Origin of the sequence: Campylobacter sp. RM12647 (genome assembly GCF_020138135.1) — a bacterium.
Lineage (GTDB): Bacteria > Campylobacterota > Campylobacteria > Campylobacterales > Campylobacteraceae > Campylobacter_E.
Map to the genome: position 1 here is coordinate 24810 of NZ_JACGAS010000009.1, position 24678 is coordinate 49487.

Here is a 24678-nt window from a genome sequence, read left to right on the forward strand (position 1 = left end):
CATGGCACATTTTGAAAAATCAAATGGAATTGTTGATTGGCTAGATCAAAGACTTGCTATCAAAAAATTTATGCAAGTTATGATGACACAATACTGGATTCCTAAGAAAATTAACTTTTTATGGGCAATGGGAGTAATTTTACTTACTATGTTTGCAATACTATTTATTACAGGACTTTTACTTGTAATGTATTATAAACCTGATGTTGCACTTGCTTTTGATAGTGTAAATAAAACTATTATGCAAGAAGTTGAATATGGTTGGCTATGGAGACATATGCACGGGGTTGCTGCGTCGGTAGTATTTTTAGTAATGTATATACACTTATTAACAGGTATTTATTATGGCTCTTATAAAAAAGGTCGTGAAATCATTTGGATAAGTGGTATGGTATTATTCGTATTATTCTCTGCTGAAGCATTTAGTGGTTATATGCTACCTTGGGGACAAATGAGCTATTGGGCTGCTATGGTTATTACTAATCTTTTTGGTGGTATTCCTTTCATAGGACCTGAATTAGTTGAATGGATTAGAGGTGATTACGCTGTTGGAGATGCTACATTAAATAGATTTTTTATGCTACATGTTTGCTTATTACCAATAGTTGTTATTGCATTTGTTGCAATTCACTTTTATGCTTTAAGATTTCCACATGTAAATAACGAAATTGCTGAAGAAATTGATTTTGATTTAGAAGCTGAAAAATATTTAGCTGGCAAGAAAAAAGAAGCGAAAGTTATATCATTTTGGCCTGATTTCTTATGTAAAGATATTTTTTATGTTTGCTTATTTATGATTTTCTATTTTTATCTAGTATGCTTTCACTATGATTTTGCTATGGATCCAATTAACTTTGAACCAGCAAATGCACTTAAAACTCCACCACATATTTATCCTGAATGGTATTTCTTATGGAGTTATGAAATCTTAAGAGGATTTTCTTATGAAGTTGGTCTTGCTTGCTTTGGTATAGCTCAAATAATTTTCTTTGTATTACCATTCCTAGACCGCTCAAATGTAGTAGCGCCTGCACATAAGCGTGGAGCATTTTTTGTATGGTTTTGGCTATTAGTAATTGATATGATTGTTCTTACTATTTATGGTAAATTACCTCCTGTTGGAATTAATAATACAATAGCAACTATTGCTTCTGTTACATTTTTAGCATTATTAATAGTAGTTTTACCAGTAATTACTCTTATGGAAAGAAAGGCTAAGTAATGAAAGAGTTAAAAATATTTGCAATATTAGTTATATTCACAGGTATTGTTTATTGGGGAGTTGAGCCTTACGCTCATTCACAAATGCACGAACATACTAGCGAAGTTAATTTTGATTTTAAAGCAGGCGATATAGCTCAAGCTGAAGTTGAATTAAAAAAAGCTAATGAAAGTGGTAAAAAAGATGATATTGATTTTGCTACAAAAAAATTAGAAGATACTAAAAAACTTTGGGCTAATGTTGATAAAATAGCTAGTTTAAAAACTGATGTTGAAGCTGGAAAGGCTGATTTTGAAGCTAATTGTGCTAGCTGTCATAGAGTTGAATTTGATGAATTAGTAGCTGCTGATGATGGAATTAGCGCTCAAGGTATTATTTATCCTGATTTAAGCACAGCAGGAGCTATTTATGATAGTAAATTCTTAATGGCAATTTCTCTTAATCCTGCACTTGCTATGAAAAATAACAAAAAATATAATGATGAAAATCCACATCCTATGATGACAGCATTTTTAGAAGATGATGGCAGTATAAGTGATGAAAATGCTCAATCAGTTGCTAATATAGTAGGATATTTAAATAGTATCGGAAAAGCTGCTCTTGAAGCAAAAAAAGCAAAAATTGCTAATGAAATAAATGCAAGTAAATTAAGCGATAGCGAAAAAGTTGCAAAAATTAATTTTGAGAACAAAAAAGTTATCTTTGAAGAAGCTTGCGGAAGATGTCATGATGTTAAATATGATGGTTTTATTGCTAAAGTAAATGGCGGAGATTTAAAAGATTATATGGGTTCAACGCCACCTGATTTATCAATAATAATTCGTGCTAAAGGAGATGAGTATTTACATAAATTTATAAACGATACTCAAAAACAACTTCCAGGAACTGCAATGCCTAGAGTTGGACTTAACGAACAAGCTCAAAATGATATTGTTGCTTATTTAACTAGCGTTGGAGATAGTAAAAAAGCTGAACGCGAAGATTTAGGATACAAAATAATGGCTTATTTTGCATTATTAGCAATATTAGCTTATGCTTGGAAAAACGCAATCTGGAAAGAACTACATTAAAAAATTAAGCTAGGTTTTCCTAGCTTAATTTCAATATAATTACTCATATTCATAAAAACACATTAAAAGTATTAAAAATATTTAATTATCCATTTTAAATTCTAAGAATTTAAAAATCATATTTTAACTTTTAAACACACTTGCAAACCAAGAAATATTCTTAAATAATGATATGATATGAAAAATAAAGGAGAGTTATGTTTAAAATATTAATGATTTTACTAATTACAAATATTTATTCATATCAAATAAATAAGTTAAAAATAGAGCTAGATAGTATTTATAAAAGCTTTCCTTGTATTACAAAAGAAATAAAGCAAGACCAAGATGAATTTTTAAAAAACATTAGTGATTGCAAAGATGATAATAATTGCATTATAAATTCTTATAAAACTAGAATAAAAGAGCTTAGCACTAGTCTTGAAAACTCAAAAACCTATCCTAAAGAATTAATAGAACATATAAAAATAATTCAAGAAAACTCAACTGATTGTTATAAGCGTAAATGCACAGTAGATTGCGAAGAGATATCAATAAATAATTTTTGGCAAAATTTTTTTAGATACAAAGATATAAAAATAAAGCCAAAAATTGTAGATACTAAGCCATACTCTAGCCAAGAAGTAAAAGATACTCTTAAATACTGCTGGGATTTAGGGCTTGATAGAAAAGTTTATAAAGATATAGGGCGTGATAATATCTATGGTGTTGATAATGATGTGAGTTATTCTTTTTATGAAGTTGATAAAAATGGAGAGCTCTATTTTGCAAGTAAAATTAAGGGTAAAAAATACATAAAAAAACACAAAAATATAACTATAAGTGATGTGGTTTTAGATAATAAAAATTACTTAGCTTTATTAGGTGAAATTGGAAATATTTTGTTTATAGAAAAAGATTTTTGCAATCATCCTATGAAAAATAAGGATTTATTAAAGCTTTTAAAAAAATCTAATAAAATGAAAATGTCAATTGATTATTATGAAAAAGCAAAAGGCACTTTTACAATAAACTATAAAGGACGAGATTATATTTTAAATTATGATATTATCCGTTATGATACGGATCCGACTTGCGTAATTTATATGCATAGTATCTTAAATATGGTATCTAATGCTTATCAACCTTTTGCAAGATCATACCCTTATATGGATAGTATATTAGAATCTTTACATTGTGAAACAAATTTAAAAAAGGAGAAAATTTGAGCGAATATTTAACTTCTAGTAATTTTACGCCTTTATTTTATTTAAAAGATAAAAACGCTTATATTACTAGTTTAGTTCATTGTAGTGCTTTGTTTATTTGCTTTTGTGTTTTTATGTATATTGGCAATTTTTCTATGAAAGTTTCTAGTATTAATTTATTTATTATTGCTGCATATTTTGATGAGAGATATTTGCATTATAAGTTTAAAAAACTTAATATTTTATATTTTCATAAGGATTTTATACATTTTGTTAATCATAGTTGTAGGCAAAGAGATGAGCTTAATGAAGAAGAAAAAACAATATATTTAAAAAATGCTAAAATCTATAAAACCTGCCTTAATATTCAAAGCAAACAACAATTATATAAATTAAATAATTTTTTAAGTATATTTTATATTTTTATGAGTGTTTGTAATTTTATACTTTTAGTATTTTTTAAAAATATTTATAAAATTTTTACTTTAAATTATCAAAGATTTTATGATACTTTACTAATAGAAGATGATGAGAATATTATTTGTATTTATATGAATAATTATAATTATTCGCTTTTGTATGAATATTTTTTAAATAATTTTAATATTGATATAACAAAGCTTGATGTTAAAATCAAGCCCTTTTTCTTTCATACGCACTTAGTTTATAAATACACTTAAAATAAGCAAATTAATCACAATAGCTTTTATATTAATTAGAATTTGATTTGTTTAATTTATAAAAATTAATATCATTTATTTTCACACATTTTATTATATTTTTATCTACTAATTCATCTAACATTTTTATATCTTTTTCATCAATTTCTTGTGAACTTAATGGTCTTAAACTAATAGTTTTAAGCAAATCATCATATTTATTTATATTAGTATTTCTACTCATAATATTAACTTTTATATTAGTTATCAAACTAGCCAATTTACTTAATTTCTCAAAACTTGCAGCCTTTACATTATAATCACTCGGTCTATCAATAGTTCCTAAATCAAGTCTAGCTGCTTTAATATCCTTTAAAATATCATTTAAAGCAATAAAATCCTTTTCATCATCATTAATACCATCTAAAACCAAGCATTCTAAAATCAACTCACCTTTATAAATTTGACTAAATTCTTTTATACCTTGAACTATTTTATTTATATCTATATTCGTTCTATCAATTTTGCGAAATACTTTAGGATTTACACTATCAATGCTTAGTTTAACGCTATCAAGATTTAATAATGCCTTTTGAATATTTTTATCAAAAATTGTGCTTGCATTACTCAAAATTAATGATTTTGCATTCTTTTTAACTTCATTTATTTTTATAATCAATTCATCTAAATATGGATATAAAGTAGGTTCGCCATTCGCACTAATGCTTATATAATCGCAATCTTTATGTATTTTCAAAGCTTCTTTTAGCTCATTTATTATATACTCAACACTTAAATTTGATTTATTTTCATATTTTAATTTAGCTTTTCCAAGCTCACAATATAAACAATCAAAATTACAGCATTTCTCATTAGGACTTAAATCTATACCTAAAGATTTTTTAAATCTTCTTGAATTAACTGGGCCAAAAATTACTTTCATAAAAATACCTTTAATATTAATTACTATTGAGATTTTAGCACTAAATACTAATGGAATTTAACTTAATCAAGCGTTTATGCTTGATTAAAATTTTTGTTTAGATTTGTTTATACAACGATATATACTTGATTCTGAAAGGTTTAAAAGATTAGCTATTTCTGTAATTGAGCCTTTTATATTAAAAATACCTTTTTCATAGATTTTATCTACTATTATTTGTCTTTGTTTTGGTTTTAGATTAGTATTTTTTAGCTCATTTACGCTAAGCCCTGTTAATTCTTGAATTAGCTCATTTAAGTCAAGGCTCAAAACTTCTTCATAAGCAGCTTCTTCTACAGGTATATCACTACCTAATAATTGTGCTGCTATATTTTCCATTCTACTTTTATCGTAGTTTATACATAGCATTCCACTTAATTTATTACCTTCTTTGATAAAAAATGTGCTACCTCTTATATTTTTTCCACCTGCACTTGCTTTATAATTGCTTAAAAAATCTCTTTCTTCATAAATCTTTTTATTAACAAGCTCAAGTGCAAATCCTGTAATAGGAGAATTAATACTTCTTCCGCTTATGTGATTATTAGCAATTTCTGCAATACTCATTCCATCATCATTTATATCGTGCAAAACTATTTCATAATCCTTGCCTAAAGCTTGTGCTAAAAAATGCACTAATTTTATATATTCTGTTCTTGTTTGTTGATTCATAAAGCCCTCGGTAAATGTTTTGTAAATTATAGTTGCGTAAAGTAATTATAAGCCCTATTTTAGGGCTTATTTTATAATAATTCATCTCCTGTTTTAATAAATTCAGCCATTTCAGCGTCTGGCACCATACTTCCACCTGTTGCCCATATTAGATGAATTGCGTTTTTGTGTTCAGTTTTAAGCTCATTAGAAATCATTAAGCCTTTAACTCCAGCTAAAGCCGAAGGCTCAAGCTTAATACCTTCACTAGATGCAAGTAAGCTTAAATATCTATACATATTCTCATCACTCACCGTAAAGCTTCCATCAATTACACGCTCAAGCACTTTGCCTACAAGACCACTCGCACGACCAACAGCAAGCCCATCAGCAGCCGTAATATTATCAAGCCCAATATCAGCTACACTTATATCATTATGTTTTCCGGTAGCAAGTCCAAGTATCATACAAGGACTATGCGTTGGCTCAGCAAAAAAGCATTTTACACAATCGCCAAATTCAGCCTTAAGACCATAAGCAACCCCGCCAGGACCACCACCAACACCGCAAGGAAGATAAACATAAAGCGGTCTATCTTTGCTGATATTAATATCTAATGCTTGCAATTGTCCTTTTAATCTCTTTGCAGCAACGCTATATCCTAAAAATAAATTATGCGAGTTTTCATCATCTATAAAATAACAATACGGATTATTTTCAGAACTTTTTCTTCCTTGCTCTACAGCAACGCCGTAATCATCTTCATAAGTAATCACGCTGCATCCGTGCTCTCTTAGCATTTTTTTCTTCCATTCTTTAGCACAATCACTCATATGAACTTCTACTTTAAAGCCAAGTTTTGCACTCATAATTCCTATTGAAAGACCAAGATTACCTGTTGAGCCAACTGCTATTTTATATTTACTTAAAAATTCTTTATATTTTGGCTCGGCAAGTTTTGAATAATCATCTTGAATACTTAGCATATTATTTTCTATTAGCAAATCTTCTGCGTGTTTTAATACTTCATATATTCCACCACGAGCCTTAATAGAGCCTGATATTGGTAAATGCGAATCAAGTTTTATATAAACATCGCCTTGAATACTAGCACCGCTTAATTTTTCTAACTCTTTTTTATAATTATTCACACAAGCTAATGGGCTTTCTATAATACCATTAGTAATATTTGTAGCAGGAAAAATTATCTTAAGTAAAGGTGCAAAACGATTAAGCCTAGCCCTTGCATCATCAATTCTATCAAGCTTAATAGCACCTTTGTTTAATTCATTTAATACATCATTACTTAGATTTGTATTAATCCAACTTGTTTCTTTCATTGCTTTTAGATTTTCAATTAACATTTTTACTCCTTATAAAATTATTGATAAAACATAGCTTAAAACTAAGCCACAAATACTTGCTACTAAAGTCGCACTTGTAAAGTATTTAAACATAGCTTTTACGCTCATTCCTAAGCTTTCTTTTACTAGCCAAAATAAGCTATCAGTTACGATAGTACAACCTATAGCACCACTTCCTATTGCAAGGCATAAAACTTCTTTACTAACATTACTATCCATTTGCAAGACAATTCCTGCTGCACTAATCATAGCAACCGTTGCACTTCCAACACTAGCATGTAAAATAATAGCAATTAACCAAGCTAAAAATACAGGATTTAAACTCAAACTTCCTAAAGTCTGCTTTAATGCTTCGCCAATGCCTGAAGCAATTAATATCTCATTAAAAGCTCCACCTGCTCCTATGATTAATAAAATTGAAGCAATTTGCGTAAATGAATTAGAACTAAATTCCATTAAATTTTGCATAGAATAGCCTTGCTTTAAGCCTAAAGTATAGTATGCTACAAAAACACTTATTAATAGTGCGATAATAGGATTTCCAATGAATGCAAATACTGCATTATCTTTAAATACTAAAGTCTTAAGCAACATTAAAACTAAAGGCAAAAGTATTGTAAAATAAGTAATTGCTGTGCTTGGCATAGAGTTATAAGTAGAACTTGTATTATCAAAAACACTCATCTCATTATCTTTTGAAAAATCAAAGAATTTCAAAAACAAAACCCCACCTATAAAAGCACATATCATACCCACAACTATACTCATCCAAATTACTTGACCTATATCAGCACCTAAAGTAGCTACTATGCTAGTAGCTGCTGGGTGTGGTGGCACCATACAATGAACTGCCATTAGTGAAGTTGCTAATGCTATGCCTATTTTTATTCTGCTAACACCTATTTCTTTAGCTACAACTAAAACTAAAGGCACTAATAAGACAAATCCAACCTCAACAAATACAGGAATACCAGCAATAAATCCAACCAACATCATAACAATATCAGCTCTTTTTTTACCAAGTAGATTTAATAATGATAGGGCTATTTTTTGCGCTCCGCCACTAACTTCTAGCATTTTTCCTAAAATACTTCCACAACCAATAATAACAGCTAAAAATCCTAGCGTCCCACCTACTCCATTTTCAATAATAGAACCGATTTTTGTTAAATCAACACCAGTTATAAGTGCGACAAAAATACTTGCTAAGCTTAATGATAAAAAAGCGTGGATTTTAAGTTTTGTAATACAAAACACAACTAAGGCAATAGAAGCTATTAAGACCGAAATTAAAGCAAAATTGCTCATCTTTTCTCCTTTATTTAAAAATCATCATTTGATTATACCCCCCCCCATCTTTAAAATTTTCTTAAAATAATAATTTTTTTGATTTTTTTTAATAAATTTTCTTAATTTTTCTTACTTTTTCATAAAATATTACAAAAAGTAACAAATTTTTATTAATTTTAGAAAAAATAATAATAAAATTTTATTATTTTTATATAATGAAAATAAGTTAATTTTAAAAAAAGGAGAAATTATGAGATTTAGGTGGCTTATAGCCTTTGTATTTTTCCTAATAGGCTTAATTGCTTATATGGATAGGGCAAATATTTCTGTCGTTGCTAGTTTTATGATGCAAGAATTTAATATAGATAAAACTCAATTTGGCTTATTAAATTCTGCATTTTTTATAGCTTATGCCGCAGCTCAAATTCCAAGTGGTATTTTAATTCAAAAATTTGGCAATAAATTTATGACTATTTTTGCATTAATTTTATGGTCAATTTTTACTATTTTAACGCCACTTGCAGGAACATTTATGCTACTTTTAGTAGTTAGATTTTTATTTGGTTTAGGAGAAGCTCCTATATATCCTAGCAATGCAGCATTTAATAATAACTGGTTTGGCAAAAAAGAAAAAGCAAGAGCAGCTTCATTTTTACTAGCAGGTTCATACTTTGGGCCAGTAATTGCTCCATTTATATCTGTTTGGCTTGTCAATAATTATGGTTGGCATAGTGTATTTTATGTATTTGGTGCGATTGGAATTTTAATCGCCTTGATTTATTATTTTATAAGTTCGTCAAGACCTGAAGATAATAAATTTATTAGTAAAGACGAACTTTTATATATTCAAAGTGAAAGATTTGTAGATGGTATTAAAAAAACTCCTTGGAAAGCATTCTTAAAAAATAAAGAATTTTATGCACTTGGAATTGCATACTTTTTTTGTGTTTATATGACAGGTATGTTTATGACTTGGCTTCCTACATTCTTACTAGAAGCTAAAGGGCTTGATTTAAAAGCTATGGGATTTTACGCTGGAGCTCCTTGGCTTGCTATTTGTATATTTGTTGCACTTGGTGGTGGATTAAGCGATAAGATTTTAAAAATTACAAATAGTTTTAAAAAAGCTAGAACTTATTTAGCAGTTGCTGGATTTTTAATATTTGATATATGCTTATTTTTAGTTGTATATGTTGAAAATACAATGCTTAGTATTTTATTTTTAAGTCTTGGTTTTGGGTTTTTAGGACTTCCTGTTGTTGTATCTTGGGCTGTTGCAGCTGATAAAGGTAGAAGTCAAGCAGCAGCGGTTAGCTCTTGGATGAATTTATGGGGAAATGTAGGTTCAGCGTTTTCGCCTATTTTAGTTGGCTGGATGGCACAAAAATATGGATGGAATATAGCTATATTATTTAATATAATTCCTGTAACGCTTGCTATGATAGCTTATTTATTTGTCAAACCTGACAATGCTTTAGAAAGTAATTAATTTTAATAAAAGGAGAAAAAATGTTTATTTTAAACAAAAGAGTTAGTAAAGTTTCAGATGAAATTCTTAATCTTTATAAAGAGGTTTGCCCTTCAACTATAGGACATATGCAAGATTGTGGTTTTATTAGAAATTTAAAGCCACTTCATAGTGGAAAAAAATTAGTAGGAACTGCTATAACCGTTAGAATACCACACCTTGATTCTACTGCTGTTCATAAAGTATTTGATATTGTAAATGAAGGTGATATTGTAGTAATTGATACTAATAAAGATTATGAAAGAGCACCTTTTGGAGAATTAGTTTGCTATATGGCAAGACACAAAAAAGTTGGTGGGGTAATCATTGATGGTTGTGTAACTGATTTGAATGCTATTAAAAATCTTGGCGTTAATGTTTGGTATAGAAATGTTAGTGCTTTAACAACTAGAATTAAAGGAATTGAAGGCTCAATTAATGTTCCTATTGCTATTGATAATGTTGTTATAAATCCAGGAGATTTGATAGTGGCTGATGATGATGGAATACTGGTTTTAAATCCAGATATTGATAATGTTGAAGAACTTGGCAAAAGAGCAATAAATGTTCAAATCGGAGAAATTGAAACAAAAGCAAAAATAGATAAAGGCATTCCACTTAGCGAAATTTTAGGTGCAAACAAATATTTTGAGGGTTTATGATGAATAAATTAAAAATTGCTTTAGCTCAAATAAAAACTGATAGAAATTATAAAATTAACCTTGAAAAAATTATTGATTTTATGCAAAAGGCAAAATCTTTTGGTGCTGAGCTTGTGGTGTTTCCAGAAACTTCACAGGCTTTTGTGCCTAGTAATGAAGGGATTAATTTTAATACCATTGCTCAAAATATTGATGAAGAATTTGTAACAAGCATTATTAATAAAAGTAAAGAGTTAAATATCGCAGTTGTTTTTGGTTTTTATGAAAAAGATAATGAAAAAACTAAAAATAGCGTAATTTTTGCTGATTGTGGCAAAATAATCCATAAATACTCAAAAACTCACCTTTACGATGCTTTTAGCTATGATGAAAGTAAAGATATAAATGCAAGTAATGAAAAAATAAAAGCCTTTGATACAAAATGGGGCAAAATGGGGATAATGGTGTGTTATGAACTTCGTTTCCCTGAAATTGCTAGAACTTTAGCACTTGATGGTGCAAGGCTTGTATTAGTTCCTACTGCTTGGGTAGATGGCAAATATAAAGATGAGCATTTTATGCTACTTACTAAAACAAGAGCTTTAGAAAACACAATATATTTATGTGCTAGTAATCAAACAGGTAATATCTACACAGGTCGCTCGTGCCTAATAAATCCACTTGGACTTGAAGAAATAAAACTTGGCGTTGATGAAGGTATTCAAATATTTGAAATTGATTTTAATAAAATTGATGAAGTTAGAAAAGCCTTGCCTTGTATATCTCAAAGAAAGCCTAATTTATATAGCCTATAAACTAAATTTCGTATGCCTTAAACATACGAAATTTATAATAATTCAATTAATTGTATTTCATCACTAGCAAGTGTTTTTAAATCATTTGTAAAACCGCTTTTGCTAAATAAAATATATTTTTTAATAGGTAAATTACTATCTATTTTAGTAGCTTTTGCTTTTAAATCTTCTAAAACATTAGTTCCTACTGCTTTATTTTTATATTTACATTCAGCAACTATTAAATAATCTTTAGCGACCCCAACCGCATCAATTTCTGTATTTTTATCCCACCATCTACCGCATTTTAAAAGGTCTTTATGCGTATTTAAAAGATAATTAATCGCTAAATCTTCATACACCCTACTTATAAATTCCATAAAACTTGTCTTAATTATATTAATTACATAATCTGTATTATCAAGTTCAAGTTGAGATTTATAAGGAAATATATATGCAAAATAAAATCTTAAAAAATTATCTTTTATAAAATATAAACTTTTTTTTGATTTTTCTGGATTTTGTTCGGTTATAGGAATAATTTTATAAATAATATCAAGCTCAATTAATTTATCTATAAAAGATGTTATATTATTTGGACTTTTACCTAATTTACTAGCAATATTTCCAATCTTGTGTTCTCCACTAGCAATAATTTTTAAAATTGAAAAATAAGTTATAGGTTCATTGATTTCATTTTGCAATACGAAACTAGCTTCATTATATAAATATGAATTTGGATTTAAAATATTTGCTTTAATATTTTCATAAATATCCCCTTTATCATTTATAAGCTCAAGATATTTTGGAATACTATAAAACACACTATATATTTCTATAAGCTCATTTTTAGTTTTATTAGGAAAAAAATCTTTTAAATACCTAAACTCAAGTGCTTCAAGCTTAATAGCACTAGTTCTTCTACCATATAAAGGAGAATTATATGATAATGTATATTCATATATCATAGAAATAATTGAGCCACATAAAATCAAATGAATATTTTTATTCTTAAATATCTCATCACAAATATACTGAAATTGCGATGGAATAGAATTATCAAGCTTTGCAAGATATTGAAACTCATCAATTACTATTACTATTTTTTCATCTATTTTATTTGCTACATATAAAAATAAAGTTTTAATATCATTTATTTGAATTTGTTTTAATAAATCATCATTATAAAAATTAGCTAATTCATCTTTCATTCTATTAATTGTAATGTTAATATTTTCAAGGCTTGATAAAAAATAAAAAGCTTTTTTATCTTTTATATATTCTTTAATAAGTCTAGTTTTTCCAACCCTACGCCTACCATAAAGAATAGTGAAAGTAAAACCGATTTTATTAAATTCATCGTTTAAAGTTTTTAAATGTTTTTCTCTATTAACAAACATATTTAACCTTTATCGTTTTTAAATTATTATAATCTAAAAACGATAAATTTTAATTTATTCAAAACTTTTTATGTTTTCTAAATCTAAGACTTGTTTTTTAATTTTTTCTGAAAGATTTTTATCATTTACATTTGCATTAAATTTCTCAAGTAATTCATCTAAACTTAAAGCATTATCTGGATTACCTTTATTAATTTTTACTTCTTTAATAATAGTGCTTCCATTATTAAGCGTTGCTTTAAATTTGCCACAAAAATACTTTGGAAATCCACCTGAAATATATTTTTCATATTTAATTTTTTTAGCAAAATTAACAATCTCTTCACGATTTAATTCATTATAAGAATTTAAATTCACTTTACCATCTATAAACATATAACTTATTAAATACGCAAATGAAAATTTTGCTTCATAATCTGTTTTTGGATTGTGCTTTTTTTCTATAGGGTCGCATATAAAAGAAATAGGAACGCTATCTACATAGCATAAAATCTCCTTTATATCATCAGGCTTTAAACCATCATTTTTAAGTTCTTTAGCACAATCAATAAGCCCGTGTGCGAAATGACAACTTGGATATGGCTTAATTGATACTTCTTTTACCATATAATCTTTTCCTAAATTTTTATCAAGCCTTGTCTTATCGCATTCATCTTCTATACCAAATGCTCTAAAGATATTATCACGACCTTCAAAAATACTAACAGGAGCAAAAAGACCAGCTTTTGCATATTCACAAGCTCTAATTCCATTTAAAACCGCACTTGCTATATGAAGTATTTTAGAATTACTTCCATTACTTAAAAACTCATTTATCCCACCTGCAAAACTAGCAGCAAAACCTAAAGCATTGATTGTTTGCGAAACACTTAAATCATTGATAACACAAGCTGCAGCACTTGCTCCAAAAACTCCAGCAATAGCACTTGTATGAAAACCATTTTTATGAAATGTCCCATTACTAGCAACCCCAATTCTTCCTGCAACTTCCCAACCCATAATAAAAGCTTTTAATATTTTTTTACCATCGTTTGTTTTAGAAAATCCATAACTAAGACAAAGCGGGGTTAAAATAGCACTTGCGTGAAGTATAGCTTCTGTTAGAGTATCATCAAAATCAAGTATATGAGAACTCATAGCATTTATCATAGCAGCATTAAGTGGGGTAGCCTTAAATTCACTACCCCAAATGCTTGTATTAGCATTCTCTTCTTTAAATGCCTTAATGGTTTTTAAAATAGCATCATTTTTGCTACCCGCAAGAGCAACTCCAATGGTATCTAACATCAATTCTTTTGCTCTAGTTTTTACATCAGCTGGTATATCTTCATAACTTTTATTTACTACAAATTCAGCTAATTTTTCACTATAAAGCATAATTAATCCTTTAAAATCTCTGCATTTTTAATTTTTTCTAAAAACTCATCAACTAATTTTGGTGCATATCCAACATAAGTAGTAGCATCAAGTAAAGCATCTATTGATTTTTCATCTAAAACTTCTCTTACTCTGCTATCTGCTAATAAAACTTCTTTGAATGTTTTATTATTTTCAATTCCAATCATAGCATTTTCATATACAATCTCATGAGCGTGTTGTTTTCCAAAATGCTCACTTAATGCAAACATAACCCTTTCGGCTAAAACAAAACCTTTTAAAGTATTAAGGTTATTTAACATTGAATCTTTTTTAACTTCTAATCCGCCTAAAGCTGTTTTCATATTATCAAGAACACAAGAAAGCATTAAAAAGATTTCAGGAAGTAATTTCCATTCCATTTTCCATACTTGTCCATCTCTTTCGTGTTCGTGTCTTTCAATATCGCTTAAAATTGCAATATTTGCTTTTAAAGTATTGCTAACTGTTACAGCATTTTCGCTTATTGCTGGATTTCTTTTATGTGGCATTGTAGAGCTTCCTACTTGACCTTTGCCAAATGGTTCAGCCACTTCATTTACTTCATTATGAGATAAAATCAAAATCTGATGAGCTATTTTATTAAATGTAGCATTTATATTAGCTAATACATATCCAAGCTCAATAAATCTATCTCTTGCTGGTTGCCAAGAAATATAAGGAACTTTTAATCCTAAACTCTTTATTGTTAGTTTTTCAACTTCATTATGTTTATCACTTAAACTAGCTTTAGTGCCAACTGCACCAACTATAAGACCTACATAAAGTCTTTCTTCGCATTCAAGTATTCTTTCATAATGTCTATTAAGCTCATCAAGCCAAATAGCAACTTTATGTCCAAAAGTAATAGGAAGAGCTTGAAGCGCTAAAGTTCTTCCCATCATAGCTGTATTTTTATGCTCTACTGCTAGTTTTTTTAAAGATTTTGCTATGATTTTTAAATCATCTTTTATAAGCTTTAAAGCTTCTTTAAATTGTAAAACAAACCCAGTATCCATAATATCTTGAGTAGTTACCCCAAAATGAACAAATTCTCCATATCCATTCTCGCAAGCTTTTTCTAAGCCCCTAACGGTTGGAACTAATGGATGTTTTGTCTTTTTATATTCATTAAATATAAAATCCATATCCATATATTTATAAAATGATTTTTTAGCTATTTCTGTAGCTGCAGCTTCTGGGATAATGCCAAGCTTTGCTTGAGCTTTTGCAAGTGCAGCTTCAACATCAAGCCATTTTTGAATTCTATTTTCTTCACAAAAAATATCACGCATAGCTTTTGTGCTCCAAGAATCACCTAATAATCTCATATCAAATACACTAATACCTGTCATAATTTCTCCTTTTATTTAATTTTATTAAATGCTTGCTCTAAATCAGCTATTAAATCACTAACATCTTCTAAACCTATATGAAATCTCACAAAAACCCTACTACTATCAACTTTAGTAGCAGTTCTTGGTGGCATAGTAACCGTTGCAAGACTTTCATATCCACCCCAACTAGCACCTATTGAAAAATATTCTAAATCATCTACAAATTTAATAGCTTGTTCTTTGCTAATTCCTGAATTAAATTCTATAGTTACCATACCATTAGTTCCTATGAAATCTCTTTTAAATATTTCATTGTTTGGATGGGTTGGTAATTTTGGATAAAAAATATTTTTAATTTCTTTTCTTGTTTGTAAAAACTCAACAACCTTATCTGCATTTTCTTCGTGATTTTTAAGTCTAATTCCAAGAGTTCTCATACCTCTAAGAACCAAATAACAATCATCAGGACTTGTAGTTAAACCTAAAGCTTCTGGTAATTCATTAAAATTTTTGTATTCTTTTTCATTAACAATCACACAACCCATAACAACATCAGAATGTCCGCTAAGGTATTTTGTAGCTGCAATTACGCAAATATCAACCCCAAGTTTTATAGGATTTGATAAATATGCACTTGAATATGTGCTATCAATTGCTACAGGTATATTGTGTTTGTGTGCTATTTCGCATAATTTAGGAACATCAATTATTTCATACATAATAGAACCAGGGCTTTCACATAAAATAAGTTTTGTATTTGGCTTTATTTTACTTTCAACATCACTAGCATCTGCTTTTAAAAACTCAACTTCTACTCCAATTTTATTTAAAAACAAATCACATATAGTTCTAACAGGTCCATAAATTCCATCAGTTATTAAAAAATGTGCGTCCTTACTTGCATAATTTAATAAAACCATAGCAAGTGCTGCAAGTCCTGTTGGATAAAGCGAAGCTCTAAATCCACCTTCTAGCTCACATAATAATTTTTCAAGTTCAAAAGTAGTTTCAGTTCCCCTTGCACCATAACTTAAAACTCTTTGCGTTTTTCTAAGCTCACGATATTCTTGCCAAGTTTTATGGTCTTTAAATAATATAGTTGAAGCTCTCATAACACTAGGATTTACTGCTTTTACAGGTAAATCCTGACCACGACCTAAATGAATTAATTTTGTTTTAGTTTTCATATTCTCTCCTTTTTTTAAATATAAATACAAGTGCAAATAATATTTACAATACCAGCTACTATCATAGGTATTGCTGTTCTTTTTACAACCGCAAATGGGCTAACTTTAGCAATTCCTGCTACTGCTAAAATAGCAGGTGCAATTGGACTTACGCATCTTCCAAATCCTGTCATTATTTGAATAGGTGCTATCATCATAATTGTTTCAACATTAAAAGATTTTGCAATATTTGGAATTAATGGTGCAAAACTAAAAAATGCTGCATTTCCTGAACCCATCAAAAATGCTGATAAAGAAAGTAAAATTGATACAAATATAATTATTGCTAATACACCAAATCCAGCGTCTTTTGCAAAATTAATTAAAGTATCCACAAAACCTATTGATAAAAGCCCAGCAGCAAATACTTGACCGCATACAATAAGGCTTACGGTTATTACAAATAAATGTCCCATACCTTTAAAAAATACCATAATAGAATTTAAAGTTTCAATTACGCTTTTATATCTAATCATTTCAAAAATAATTGCTGCAAATGTAGAAATCATCATAGCTACAGGAACATTCATTTTTATGCTACTTCCAACAACTTTTGAAAATCCTAATATTAAAATTAGTGGAATTATTGGCAATATCGCATAAATTTTTGGCGGATATTTTGTTTTATTTTCGCCATTTTCACTAAGTTCTTTTTCAATTTCATCTTTATTAAACACAAAATTATCTTTTTTATCAAAATATTTAGATGTAAAATAAATAGCAATCGCAACAGCTAATATAATAGGTATAGTAGTTGGTAATTGATACTGAACAAAATAAGTAGCTGGATCAACTCCTGCTGTTTTAGCAGCTAATATAACATTACCACTTCCAGGGCCATGGTCAATATATTGACAAGTCCCAATAACTGTTAATGCTGATAATTTTGAAACACCAGTCCTAACCAAAATAGGATACATAGTAACCATAAGTAAAAGTCCAAGTCCAGCGTGAGATGGTATAAAAATTACCAAAAATTGTGTAACAAAATAAGAAACTATTAAAAGCATATAAGGAGATTTTACCATACTAAGTGGCTTTTCAAAAACCTTAAATAAAGCATAACTAGCCCCAACATGCTCCATATACGCACTAAAACCTGCTATACACATAAGAGTAAGCCCAAGACCACTAAGTGTAGAAGAAAGGTTTTTATTAAAAACTTCAAAAAGATTAAAAAACCAAAAATTTAAATCCCCTTTAGCGTCTAAAACTTTGCTAGTAAAAATAGCATTACTATCGTGCATAGTCGCAACTAATAATAAAAACAAACCACTAAGCAACAACGCCATATGAGCATTTATCTTTTTTGCAAGCATAAAAACTAATATAGCAATTGCTACTAGTGAAAACAAAATGCTAAACATCTCAACTCTCCTTTAAAAATAAAATTATTATTTTGAAGTAAATTTAATAAAATTTTCTTAAAATTAGATAAATTTAAGAAAATTTTAGTAAAAAAGTAATATTTTTTATTATTTTTTATCAATTAATATTTTTTTGCTAATATTTTTGCAAAATTTTTCAAAAAAGGAGAAAAAATGAATTATCCAAAGGCTATTGGACCTTATAGTGTGTGTGGTAAATCAGATGATTTAGTATTTGTTAGTGGTCAGCTACCAATTGACCCTAGTACAGGAGAGTTTGTAAAAGGCGATATTAAAGAGCTTACAAGACAAAGTTTAAGAAATATAAAAGCTATCTTAAACGAGCAAGGTTTAGATATGAATAATGTTATAAAAACAATGGTTTTATTAGCTGATATAAATGATTTTGCAGCAGTTAATGAAGCTTATGCTGAGTTTTTTAAAGAGCCTTTCCCTGCTAGAAGTGCATTTGCAGTAGCAGCATTACCAAAAGCATCAAGAATAGAAATAGAAGCGATAGCTAAAAAATAATTCCGGTGAAAATCCGGATTTAAATTCCGTAAAGTATTTTTACTTTTAAAATCAAGTTTTTATTAATTGTTTATAAGATAAAATCAGTTCTTTAATTTAAGGAGATGAGATGTTAAATAATTTATTAGTATTTGATTATGAAGACGTGCAATTAATCCCTGCAAAATGTATAATCAATTCAAGAAGCGAATGCGATACTAGCGTAAGGCTTGGTAATAGAACTTTTAAACTACCTGTAGTTCCTGCAAATATGCAAACAATCATTGATGAAGAATTAGCGATTTCATTTGCTAGAAGTGATTATTTTTACATTATGCATAGATTTGAGCCTGAAAAAAGATTAGACTTTGTAAAAAAAATGCAAGAATTAGGGCTTTTTGCGTCAATTTCTGTTGGCATTACTCAAAAAGAATACGAATTTATTGATGAATTAAAAGCAAATGAACTATATCCTGAATATATTACAATTGATATTGCTCACGGACATAGCGACAATGTAATTAAGATGATTAAATACATTAAAAGCACATTAAAAACTAGCTTTGTAATAGCAGGAAATGTCGGAACTCCTGAAGCTGTTAGGGATTTAGAAAATGCTGGAGCTGATGCAACTAAGGTTGGTATTGGACCTGGTAAGGTGTGTATTACTAAGCTTAAAACCGGTTTTGGGACTGGCGGTTGGCAGCTTGCAGCGCTTCGCTGGTGTGCTAAAAGTGCTAAAAAGCCAATAATTGCAGATGGTGGTATTAGAAATCACGGAGATATAGCAAAATCAATTCGTTTTGGAGCTACTTTTGTAATGATAGGCTCATTATTTAGCGGACACGAGCAAAGTCCTGGAAAAACCATAGAAATTGATGGTAAAAAAATGAAAGAATATTATGGCTCAGCAAGTGAATTTCAAAAAGGTGAGCGTAAAAATGTAGAAGGTAAAAAAATGTATGTTCCATTTAGGGGAAATATTTTTGATACCTTAAATGAAATGAGAGAAGATTTGCAAAGCTCAATTTCTTATGCAGGTGGAAAAGAACTTCGTGATATTAGAAAAGTTGATTATGTAGTTGTTAAAAACTCAATCTTTAACGGAGATACTATCTAATTAATAAATTTTCCTAATTTAGCTATAAATTAGGAAAATACATACTCTATTAAATAATTTTTTTAATTTAAATTCTAAGCTAGTAGTTATATTTCTTACAATAAAGAGCAATAATCACATAAATACAAGCTATAAAATATAAAAACAAAAAGCTAAAAACAGCTATTGCATTAACAATATCATAAAATAATCCAATCCTATCAAGGGTAATAAAACTAATATAATAAGAAAGAATTGAAATAACAAAAACAAATCTAAAAAATCTCTTATTTAGCTTAGAAAAATCATTAAAAATATAAAAAATCTCACAATATAAAAACGGAGTAAAAACTACGAATAAATGTGAAGCTAGTATGAAAATAGCAAAACCATATTTCTTCTCAATCAATGTTATCAAAATTAGCAAGATTGCAAAAAAATTAAAAAATATGAAAAATCTAGGCTTGATTTTAGTATCAAAATTAAGCATAAATGCATTTGCAAATGAGCTTGAAGCTTGTATTTCACTTATATTTTTATCTTTAAAGCACGATAAAATTAGCATAAAAATTATGTTTAAAACAAAAGTTAAAATAAAGAATAAAATAAAACTACAAATATTAAAAATAATAAATCCAAAAATCACAAAAAACCTTAAATATTTATTAGTAATAACCGCATTTAATCTCTGAATATTAGTTATTGTTAAAAATAAATTAATCACAAAGGATAAATATAAATACAAACAAGAATAAACATCACTAGCAAGATTAAAAAACGGGTCATTATTAAATGTAAAAATAGTGTATTTAGCTAAGATAAAACGGACAAAAACCCCAGTGCATTTTAAAACGAAAAAAGACAAAAGACACAAAATTACGATATTTATACTTGATAAAATATGAGTTGTTGAACTGATTTTTGATTTTAAATCCATATTAAGTGCTGTTATAATACTAGCTTTCATATTAATTCCTAATTTAAATTCTTTTAATTTTAAAATATAAAATCATCACAAGATTGAATTTCAACTAAAATTCCTAGTTTATATGCTTAAATTAAACTTAATTAATTCATATATTAAATTATCATTATAATTTTTCTAATTTTTATTTTGCTAATTAATAATTTTTATTATAATAAAATAAATTTAATTTAAAAGGAAATAAAATGTTAGGGAAAAATCTTTCTTTAAAAGCTCAATTATTCATTGGTTTTGCTAGTATTCTTGCATTTATTTTAATCATATTTTTTAGCGGATATATTAAAATTAATAGCGTAAATAATGATTTAAACGAAATTAGCGATGTAAATGCTGTAAAACAAAGGTATGCAGTTGATTTTAGAGGTAGTGTGCATGATAGAGCAATAGCTATTAGAGATGTTGTTTTATTAAGTGATAAAAACGAGATAAATAATGCTATATCTTTAATTGATAAATTAGAAAACAATTACAATGTAGCAGCTAATAATATGGCAAAAATATTTGCAAATGCTAATTTGGTAGATGATAAAGATAGATTGATTTTAGAAAAAATTAAAGGCGTAGAAGCAAAAACTCTTCCTTTAATAAAAGAAATAATTCAATATAAAAACAATAATGATACAAATAAAGCTCACGAAATATTATTATCTCAAGCAAGAGATAGTTTTGTTACTTGGCTAAATGTTATTAATGAATTTATTGATTATCAAGAAGCAAAAAATCAAGCATTAACAAAACAAGCAAGAGGGACAATTAGCAGCTTTTTAAGTAGTAGTATAGCAATTAGCATAGTTGCATTTTTAGTAGCGATTTTCTTAGCACTTTATATAACAAGATTGATTATTAGCTCACTTGGTGGAGAAGTAAAAGACGCAGTTAAAGCAGTAATTAGCATATCACACGGGAATTTAGATACTAAAATTGATACTAAGTATAAAGATAGTATGCTATATGCTTTAAAAGAAATGGAAAATAAATTAAAAGATATTGTAGGAGAAGTAATTCATTCTTCAAAAGAATTAGAAAATAGTGCAAAAGAAGTAACAAATGCTTCAAATAATGCTAGTAAATTATCAAACGAACAACAAAACAAATCAAGAGAATCTTTAGAAAATATAAACAATGCTAGAATAGCTATGCAAGATGTATTAAATATAGCAAATCAAACGAAAGAAAATTCTCAAAAAACGGTTGAATTATCAAATAATGGAATTAATTCTATGAGAACTACAATTAAAGAAATAGAAAAAATCACAGAAACCGTGCATTATTCTTCAGAGCAAATCAAAATGCTAGATAAACACTCAACCGAAATTAGCAATAGTGCAGAATTGATTAAAGAAATCACAGAGCAAACAAATCTTCTTGCATTAAATGCTGCAATTGAAGCAGCTCGTGCAGGAGAGCATGGGCGTGGATTTGCAGTTGTAGCTGATGAGATTAGAAAATTAGCAGAAAAAACTGACACAGCAACAAATGAAATATCAAATATGATTTCAATAATACAAAGCGAAACTCAAGCAACGGTTGATGCTATTCAAACAGCAGTTCCACAAGTAGAAAGCGGAATGAGACTAGCTAATGAAGCTAATTTGATTTTAGAGCAAATCAGCCATCAAGCAAATGATTCATTATTAAAAGCTAATGAAGTAAGTAATGCTGCTAACGCACAAGTAGAAAAACTTCAAAGCCTAAATAACGATATGATAAGTATCACAAAAAGCTCTGAAAATACCAATAAATCTATGCAAGAAAACACACACGCAGCAAATAGCTTAAAAGAAATTGCAAATACCTTAACACAACATATAAAATATTTTAAAATATAAAAAGATTTTTATCCTAGTTTTTGCTAGGATAAAAATTAAATATCAAAACTTATCAATAATCTTTATTAATAATTCTTGTAATTTAATAGCAATACTAGGAGTATAATCAATATCTTCAATCAAATTATCAGACACAATTCTAATAGCTAAAAACGGCACATTAAAAGCTTTAGCAACTTGAGCAGCAGCTACACTTTCCATCTCTTCAACGCTTGCATTATAGGTTTTATTCCAAAGATGAAGCATTAAGATTTCTTTATTAAACGCATCAGCACTAGCTATATTTACCTTTAAAACCCCTTTAGGAGCTAGGCTTATAAATTTATTTACTAAAGTTTCATCACTTGTAAAATACTCATTTTTTAAATCTTCATTATTTGCATCTAGCAAAGTTAGTGGAGCTATCATTGGCTCTTTTGCTAAAGGGTTGATAGTATATAAACTCTTAGGAGTTTTGTAAGAATTTGCATTATAAATTCTATCTCCTACAACTATATCTCCTAATTTAAGACCTTCTACAATAGCACCTGCTGTGCCTTGATTTATAATAATATCAGGCTTAAAATAAGTTATGCCTAAAGTTGTGGCTGCTGAAGCATTTACAAGACCTATTAAAGTCCTTGATACTACAATATCTTTTCCTTTAATTTTGCCTTCATAAAATATATAACTACCGATTTTAACTACCTTTTTATCACTCATAGCATTTACTAAAGTATCAATCTCAATAGGCATTGCACCTTGAATTAAAATCCTAGCAAAAATAAAGCTAGGAATTAATAATATTAATAGTTTTCTCATTTATTATCCTTAGGTAATAAAATCTCAAGCAATATAGCACTAAATCCTGCAGTTGCAACTGCTGAGCCAAATAGATTTTTAAACACATCAGGTAAATGCTCTAAAATAAGTGGTTGAGTGCTTACTCCTAAACCTAGAGCAAGTGAAATTGAAAGTATCATAACAGAACGCTTATTTAATTCTTCTCTTGAAATTATCTTAATTCCAGTTGCAGCAATTGTTCCAAACATTACTAAAATAGCACCACCAATTACAGGTTCAGGTATTCTTAAAGCAAACTCTGCAACAATAGGAAAAATCCCACAAATCATAAGCATAATACAAACAATATATCCAACATAACGACTTGCAACCCCGCTTAGTGCAATTACTGCGTTGTTTTGACCAAAACAAGAATTTGGAAAGGTATTAAAAAATGCTGATACTAAAGAGTTAAACCCATTAGCAAATACCCCACCCCTTAATCTTCTTTCATATATTTCGCCTTTCATTGGCTGATGACTTAGCTCACTTGTAGCACTAATATCGCCAATGGTTTCTAGTGAAGTAACTAAAAATATTATCGCAAATGGCAAAATTAGGCTAGTTTCTATGCTAAGACCATAAAACAATGGTTCAGGAACTATAAATAAATTAGCTGAATGCACATTACTTAAATCAAATCTACCTAAAAATGTAGCAAGTATTAAACCAATAATAATTGAGAAAAATAAAGCTCCAACTCTAAAAATAGGCTTTTTAAAAGAGTTAAATACTACAATTGATAATAATACTACCCCACTTAAAGCTAAGTTTTCTAAACTTGCAAATTGTAAATTCGCAGGAATATCCTTGCTCATACTAGCAAATCCACCGCCTGCACTAATAAGTCCTGCACTAATTAAAGTAAGACCTATTATCATTACAACAATTCCACAAACTAGATTTGAAATAATTCTTTTCACATATTTTAAACTAATTGATACTAGCATTTCAGTGATACTACATAACATAAGAGTTCCAAAAATTGCTGCTAAAATCTCTGCATCACTTAGGTTTTGATTTCTTAATACTAAGCCACCTGTAATGATTGCTGAAACGAAATTAAAGCTTGTTCCTTGAACACTTAATAAACCTGAACCAATTTGAAATTTTCCAACCTTTAAAGTCATCATTTGAATAAATCCAGCCACCCCACTAGCAAATAATGACATAGAAATAATCCTAGTAGCATTTTCAGGGCTAAGTCCTAATTCTTTTCCTATTAATAATGAAGGAGTTATTACTGCTACAAACATAGCTAATAAATGAACAAGTGCAGCTAAAACAGCACGCACAAACGGAGGCCTATCTTCTAATTTATATATTAATTCATCTTTCATT

At 28.5% G+C, this 24678-nt stretch carries 22 protein-coding genes; 10 read left to right on the plus strand and 12 right to left on the minus strand.

Annotated elements, in window-relative coordinates; genetic code table 11:
• Position 1 precedes the first annotated feature (1 nt).
• From AVBRAN12647_RS04760 to AVBRAN12647_RS04775, 4 genes are all read left to right on the plus strand, one after another.
• Complete coding sequence (locus tag AVBRAN12647_RS04760) at positions 2-1222, plus strand: cytochrome b (RefSeq protein WP_214150323.1); 1221 nt, start codon at positions 2-4, stop codon at positions 1220-1222.
• Positions 1222-2292, plus strand: coding sequence for a c-type cytochrome (locus AVBRAN12647_RS04765; protein ID WP_214150322.1), 1071 nt, complete (start codon positions 1222-1224; stop codon positions 2290-2292). The genes AVBRAN12647_RS04760 and AVBRAN12647_RS04765 overlap by 1 nt, the downstream gene beginning before the upstream one ends.
• Positions 2293-2489: 197 nt before the next feature.
• Positions 2490-3500, plus strand: a complete 1011-nt coding sequence (locus AVBRAN12647_RS04770) for a hypothetical protein (RefSeq protein WP_336614775.1) — start codon at positions 2490-2492, stop codon at positions 3498-3500.
• On the plus strand, positions 3497-4159 hold the full coding sequence (locus AVBRAN12647_RS04775; protein ID WP_336614776.1) for a hypothetical protein: 663 nt from the start codon (positions 3497-3499) through the stop codon (positions 4157-4159). Before AVBRAN12647_RS04770 ends, AVBRAN12647_RS04775 begins: the two co-directional genes overlap by 4 nt.
• Positions 4160-4190: 31 nt before the next feature.
• On the opposite strand, the gene AVBRAN12647_RS04780 is transcribed toward AVBRAN12647_RS04775, so the two are convergent.
• The 4 genes from AVBRAN12647_RS04780 to AVBRAN12647_RS04795 all read right to left on the minus strand — a co-directional run bounded on the left by AVBRAN12647_RS04780 (position 4191) and on the right by AVBRAN12647_RS04795 (position 8443).
• Positions 4191-5081: a radical SAM protein gene (locus tag AVBRAN12647_RS04780; protein WP_214117867.1), complete on the minus strand. Its 891-nt coding sequence runs from the start codon at positions 5079-5081 to the stop codon at positions 4191-4193.
• Between the two features lie 84 nt (positions 5082-5165).
• Entirely contained in the window at positions 5166-5792 is a 627-nt protein-coding gene (locus AVBRAN12647_RS04785; RefSeq protein ID WP_214117868.1) for a helix-turn-helix transcriptional regulator, read from the minus strand.
• A gap of 71 nt (positions 5793-5863) precedes the next feature.
• Positions 5864-7135, minus strand: coding sequence for a D-serine ammonia-lyase (locus tag AVBRAN12647_RS04790; protein ID WP_336614777.1), 1272 nt, complete (start codon positions 7133-7135; stop codon positions 5864-5866).
• A gap of 9 nt (positions 7136-7144) precedes the next feature.
• Positions 7145-8443 carry a GntT/GntP/DsdX family permease gene (locus AVBRAN12647_RS04795; protein ID WP_214117870.1) on the minus strand — a complete coding sequence of 433 codons (1299 nt, stop codon included), beginning with the start codon at positions 8441-8443 and terminating at the stop codon, positions 7145-7147.
• A gap of 232 nt (positions 8444-8675) precedes the next feature.
• Between AVBRAN12647_RS04795 and AVBRAN12647_RS04800 the strand changes: the two genes are divergently transcribed.
• From AVBRAN12647_RS04800 to AVBRAN12647_RS04810, 3 genes are read left to right on the plus strand one after another with little or no spacing between them, the layout of a single operon-like run.
• The gene (locus AVBRAN12647_RS04800; RefSeq protein WP_336608043.1) at positions 8676-9914 is read left to right on the plus strand and encodes an MFS transporter; all 1239 of its coding nucleotides are present in this window, start codon (positions 8676-8678) and stop codon (positions 9912-9914) included.
• Between the two features lie 20 nt (positions 9915-9934).
• Complete coding sequence (locus tag AVBRAN12647_RS04805) at positions 9935-10594, plus strand: RraA family protein (protein ID WP_214117872.1); 660 nt, start codon at positions 9935-9937, stop codon at positions 10592-10594.
• On the plus strand, positions 10594-11388 hold the full coding sequence (locus tag AVBRAN12647_RS04810) for a nitrilase-related carbon-nitrogen hydrolase (protein ID WP_214149770.1): 795 nt from the start codon (positions 10594-10596) through the stop codon (positions 11386-11388). Before AVBRAN12647_RS04805 ends, AVBRAN12647_RS04810 begins: the two co-directional genes overlap by 1 nt.
• A gap of 32 nt (positions 11389-11420) precedes the next feature.
• Here the strand turns inward: AVBRAN12647_RS04810 and AVBRAN12647_RS04815 are convergent, their stop codons facing one another.
• From AVBRAN12647_RS04815 to dcuC, 5 genes are read right to left on the minus strand one after another with little or no spacing between them, the layout of a single operon-like run.
• Positions 11421-12767 (minus strand): ATP-binding protein, encoded by a 1347-nt coding sequence (locus tag AVBRAN12647_RS04815; RefSeq protein ID WP_336614778.1) that lies wholly within the window; start codon positions 12765-12767, stop codon positions 11421-11423.
• Positions 12768-12821: 54 nt separating this feature from the next.
• Positions 12822-14144, minus strand: a complete 1323-nt coding sequence (locus AVBRAN12647_RS04820) for an MmgE/PrpD family protein (protein WP_336614779.1) — start codon at positions 14142-14144, stop codon at positions 12822-12824.
• A 2-nt stretch (positions 14145-14146) separates the two neighbouring features.
• Entirely contained in the window at positions 14147-15517 is a 1371-nt protein-coding gene (gene purB, locus AVBRAN12647_RS04825) for an adenylosuccinate lyase (protein WP_214117876.1), read from the minus strand.
• An 11-nt stretch (positions 15518-15528) separates the two neighbouring features.
• Positions 15529-16686, minus strand: a complete 1158-nt coding sequence (locus AVBRAN12647_RS04830; RefSeq protein ID WP_336614780.1) for a trans-sulfuration enzyme family protein — start codon at positions 16684-16686, stop codon at positions 15529-15531.
• A gap of 14 nt (positions 16687-16700) precedes the next feature.
• Entirely contained in the window at positions 16701-18092 is a 1392-nt protein-coding gene (dcuC, locus tag AVBRAN12647_RS04835; RefSeq protein ID WP_214117878.1) for a C4-dicarboxylate transporter DcuC, read from the minus strand.
• A gap of 174 nt (positions 18093-18266) precedes the next feature.
• Here dcuC and AVBRAN12647_RS04840 point away from each other — a divergent pair, with 174 nt between their 5' ends.
• Complete coding sequence (locus AVBRAN12647_RS04840; protein ID WP_214117879.1) at positions 18267-18623, plus strand: RidA family protein; 357 nt, start codon at positions 18267-18269, stop codon at positions 18621-18623.
• A gap of 109 nt (positions 18624-18732) precedes the next feature.
• Positions 18733-19722: a GMP reductase gene (locus AVBRAN12647_RS04845; protein WP_214117880.1), complete on the plus strand. Its 990-nt coding sequence runs from the start codon at positions 18733-18735 to the stop codon at positions 19720-19722.
• A gap of 79 nt (positions 19723-19801) precedes the next feature.
• Here the strand turns inward: AVBRAN12647_RS04845 and AVBRAN12647_RS04850 are convergent, their stop codons facing one another.
• Complete coding sequence (locus tag AVBRAN12647_RS04850) at positions 19802-20668, minus strand: hypothetical protein (RefSeq protein WP_214117881.1); 867 nt, start codon at positions 20666-20668, stop codon at positions 19802-19804.
• 203 nt (positions 20669-20871) lie between these two features.
• Here AVBRAN12647_RS04850 and AVBRAN12647_RS04855 point away from each other — a divergent pair, with 203 nt between their 5' ends.
• Positions 20872-22515 (plus strand): methyl-accepting chemotaxis protein, encoded by a 1644-nt coding sequence (locus AVBRAN12647_RS04855; RefSeq protein WP_214117882.1) that lies wholly within the window; start codon positions 20872-20874, stop codon positions 22513-22515.
• Positions 22516-22557: 42 nt separating this feature from the next.
• Here the strand turns inward: AVBRAN12647_RS04855 and AVBRAN12647_RS04860 are convergent, their stop codons facing one another.
• Together AVBRAN12647_RS04860 and AVBRAN12647_RS04865 are read right to left on the minus strand one after the other, a co-directional pair.
• Complete coding sequence (locus AVBRAN12647_RS04860; protein WP_336614031.1) at positions 22558-23316, minus strand: 5'-methylthioadenosine/S-adenosylhomocysteine nucleosidase; 759 nt, start codon at positions 23314-23316, stop codon at positions 22558-22560.
• Positions 23313-24677, minus strand: coding sequence for a uracil-xanthine permease family protein (locus AVBRAN12647_RS04865; RefSeq protein WP_214117884.1), 1365 nt, complete (start codon positions 24675-24677; stop codon positions 23313-23315). Before AVBRAN12647_RS04865 ends, AVBRAN12647_RS04860 begins: the two co-directional genes overlap by 4 nt.
• Between the last annotated feature and the right edge of the window lies 1 nt (position 24678).

Coding starts and splice junctions, on each gene's coding strand:
- AVBRAN12647_RS04865 (WP_214117884.1), bottom strand. CDS start 24,677: ATGAAAGATGAATTAATATATAAATTAGAAGATAGGCCTCCGTTTGTG.
- AVBRAN12647_RS04820 (WP_336614779.1), bottom strand. CDS start 14,144: ATGCTTTATAGTGAAAAATTAGCTGAATTTGTAGTAAATAAAAGTTAT.
- AVBRAN12647_RS04855 (WP_214117882.1), top strand. CDS start 20,872: ATGTTAGGGAAAAATCTTTCTTTAAAAGCTCAATTATTCATTGGTTTT.
- purB (WP_214117876.1), bottom strand. CDS start 15,517: ATGACAGGTATTAGTGTATTTGATATGAGATTATTAGGTGATTCTTGG.
- AVBRAN12647_RS04860 (WP_336614031.1), bottom strand. CDS start 23,316: ATGAGAAAACTATTAATATTATTAATTCCTAGCTTTATTTTTGCTAGG.
- AVBRAN12647_RS04760 (WP_214150323.1), top strand. CDS start 2: ATGGCACATTTTGAAAAATCAAATGGAATTGTTGATTGGCTAGATCAA.
- AVBRAN12647_RS04770 (WP_336614775.1), top strand. CDS start 2,490: ATGTTTAAAATATTAATGATTTTACTAATTACAAATATTTATTCATAT.
- AVBRAN12647_RS04765 (WP_214150322.1), top strand. CDS start 1,222: ATGAAAGAGTTAAAAATATTTGCAATATTAGTTATATTCACAGGTATT.
- AVBRAN12647_RS04845 (WP_214117880.1), top strand. CDS start 18,733: ATGTTAAATAATTTATTAGTATTTGATTATGAAGACGTGCAATTAATC.
- AVBRAN12647_RS04840 (WP_214117879.1), top strand. CDS start 18,267: ATGAATTATCCAAAGGCTATTGGACCTTATAGTGTGTGTGGTAAATCA.
- AVBRAN12647_RS04805 (WP_214117872.1), top strand. CDS start 9,935: ATGTTTATTTTAAACAAAAGAGTTAGTAAAGTTTCAGATGAAATTCTT.
- AVBRAN12647_RS04815 (WP_336614778.1), bottom strand. CDS start 12,767: ATGTTTGTTAATAGAGAAAAACATTTAAAAACTTTAAACGATGAATTT.
- AVBRAN12647_RS04800 (WP_336608043.1), top strand. CDS start 8,676: ATGAGATTTAGGTGGCTTATAGCCTTTGTATTTTTCCTAATAGGCTTA.
- AVBRAN12647_RS04830 (WP_336614780.1), bottom strand. CDS start 16,686: ATGAAAACTAAAACAAAATTAATTCATTTAGGTCGTGGTCAGGATTTA.
- AVBRAN12647_RS04780 (WP_214117867.1), bottom strand. CDS start 5,081: ATGAAAGTAATTTTTGGCCCAGTTAATTCAAGAAGATTTAAAAAATCT.
- AVBRAN12647_RS04850 (WP_214117881.1), bottom strand. CDS start 20,668: ATGAAAGCTAGTATTATAACAGCACTTAATATGGATTTAAAATCAAAA.
- AVBRAN12647_RS04785 (WP_214117868.1), bottom strand. CDS start 5,792: ATGAATCAACAAACAAGAACAGAATATATAAAATTAGTGCATTTTTTA.
- AVBRAN12647_RS04795 (WP_214117870.1), bottom strand. CDS start 8,443: ATGAGCAATTTTGCTTTAATTTCGGTCTTAATAGCTTCTATTGCCTTA.
- dcuC (WP_214117878.1), bottom strand. CDS start 18,092: ATGTTTAGCATTTTGTTTTCACTAGTAGCAATTGCTATATTAGTTTTT.
- AVBRAN12647_RS04810 (WP_214149770.1), top strand. CDS start 10,594: ATGAATAAATTAAAAATTGCTTTAGCTCAAATAAAAACTGATAGAAAT.
- AVBRAN12647_RS04790 (WP_336614777.1), bottom strand. CDS start 7,135: ATGTTAATTGAAAATCTAAAAGCAATGAAAGAAACAAGTTGGATTAAT.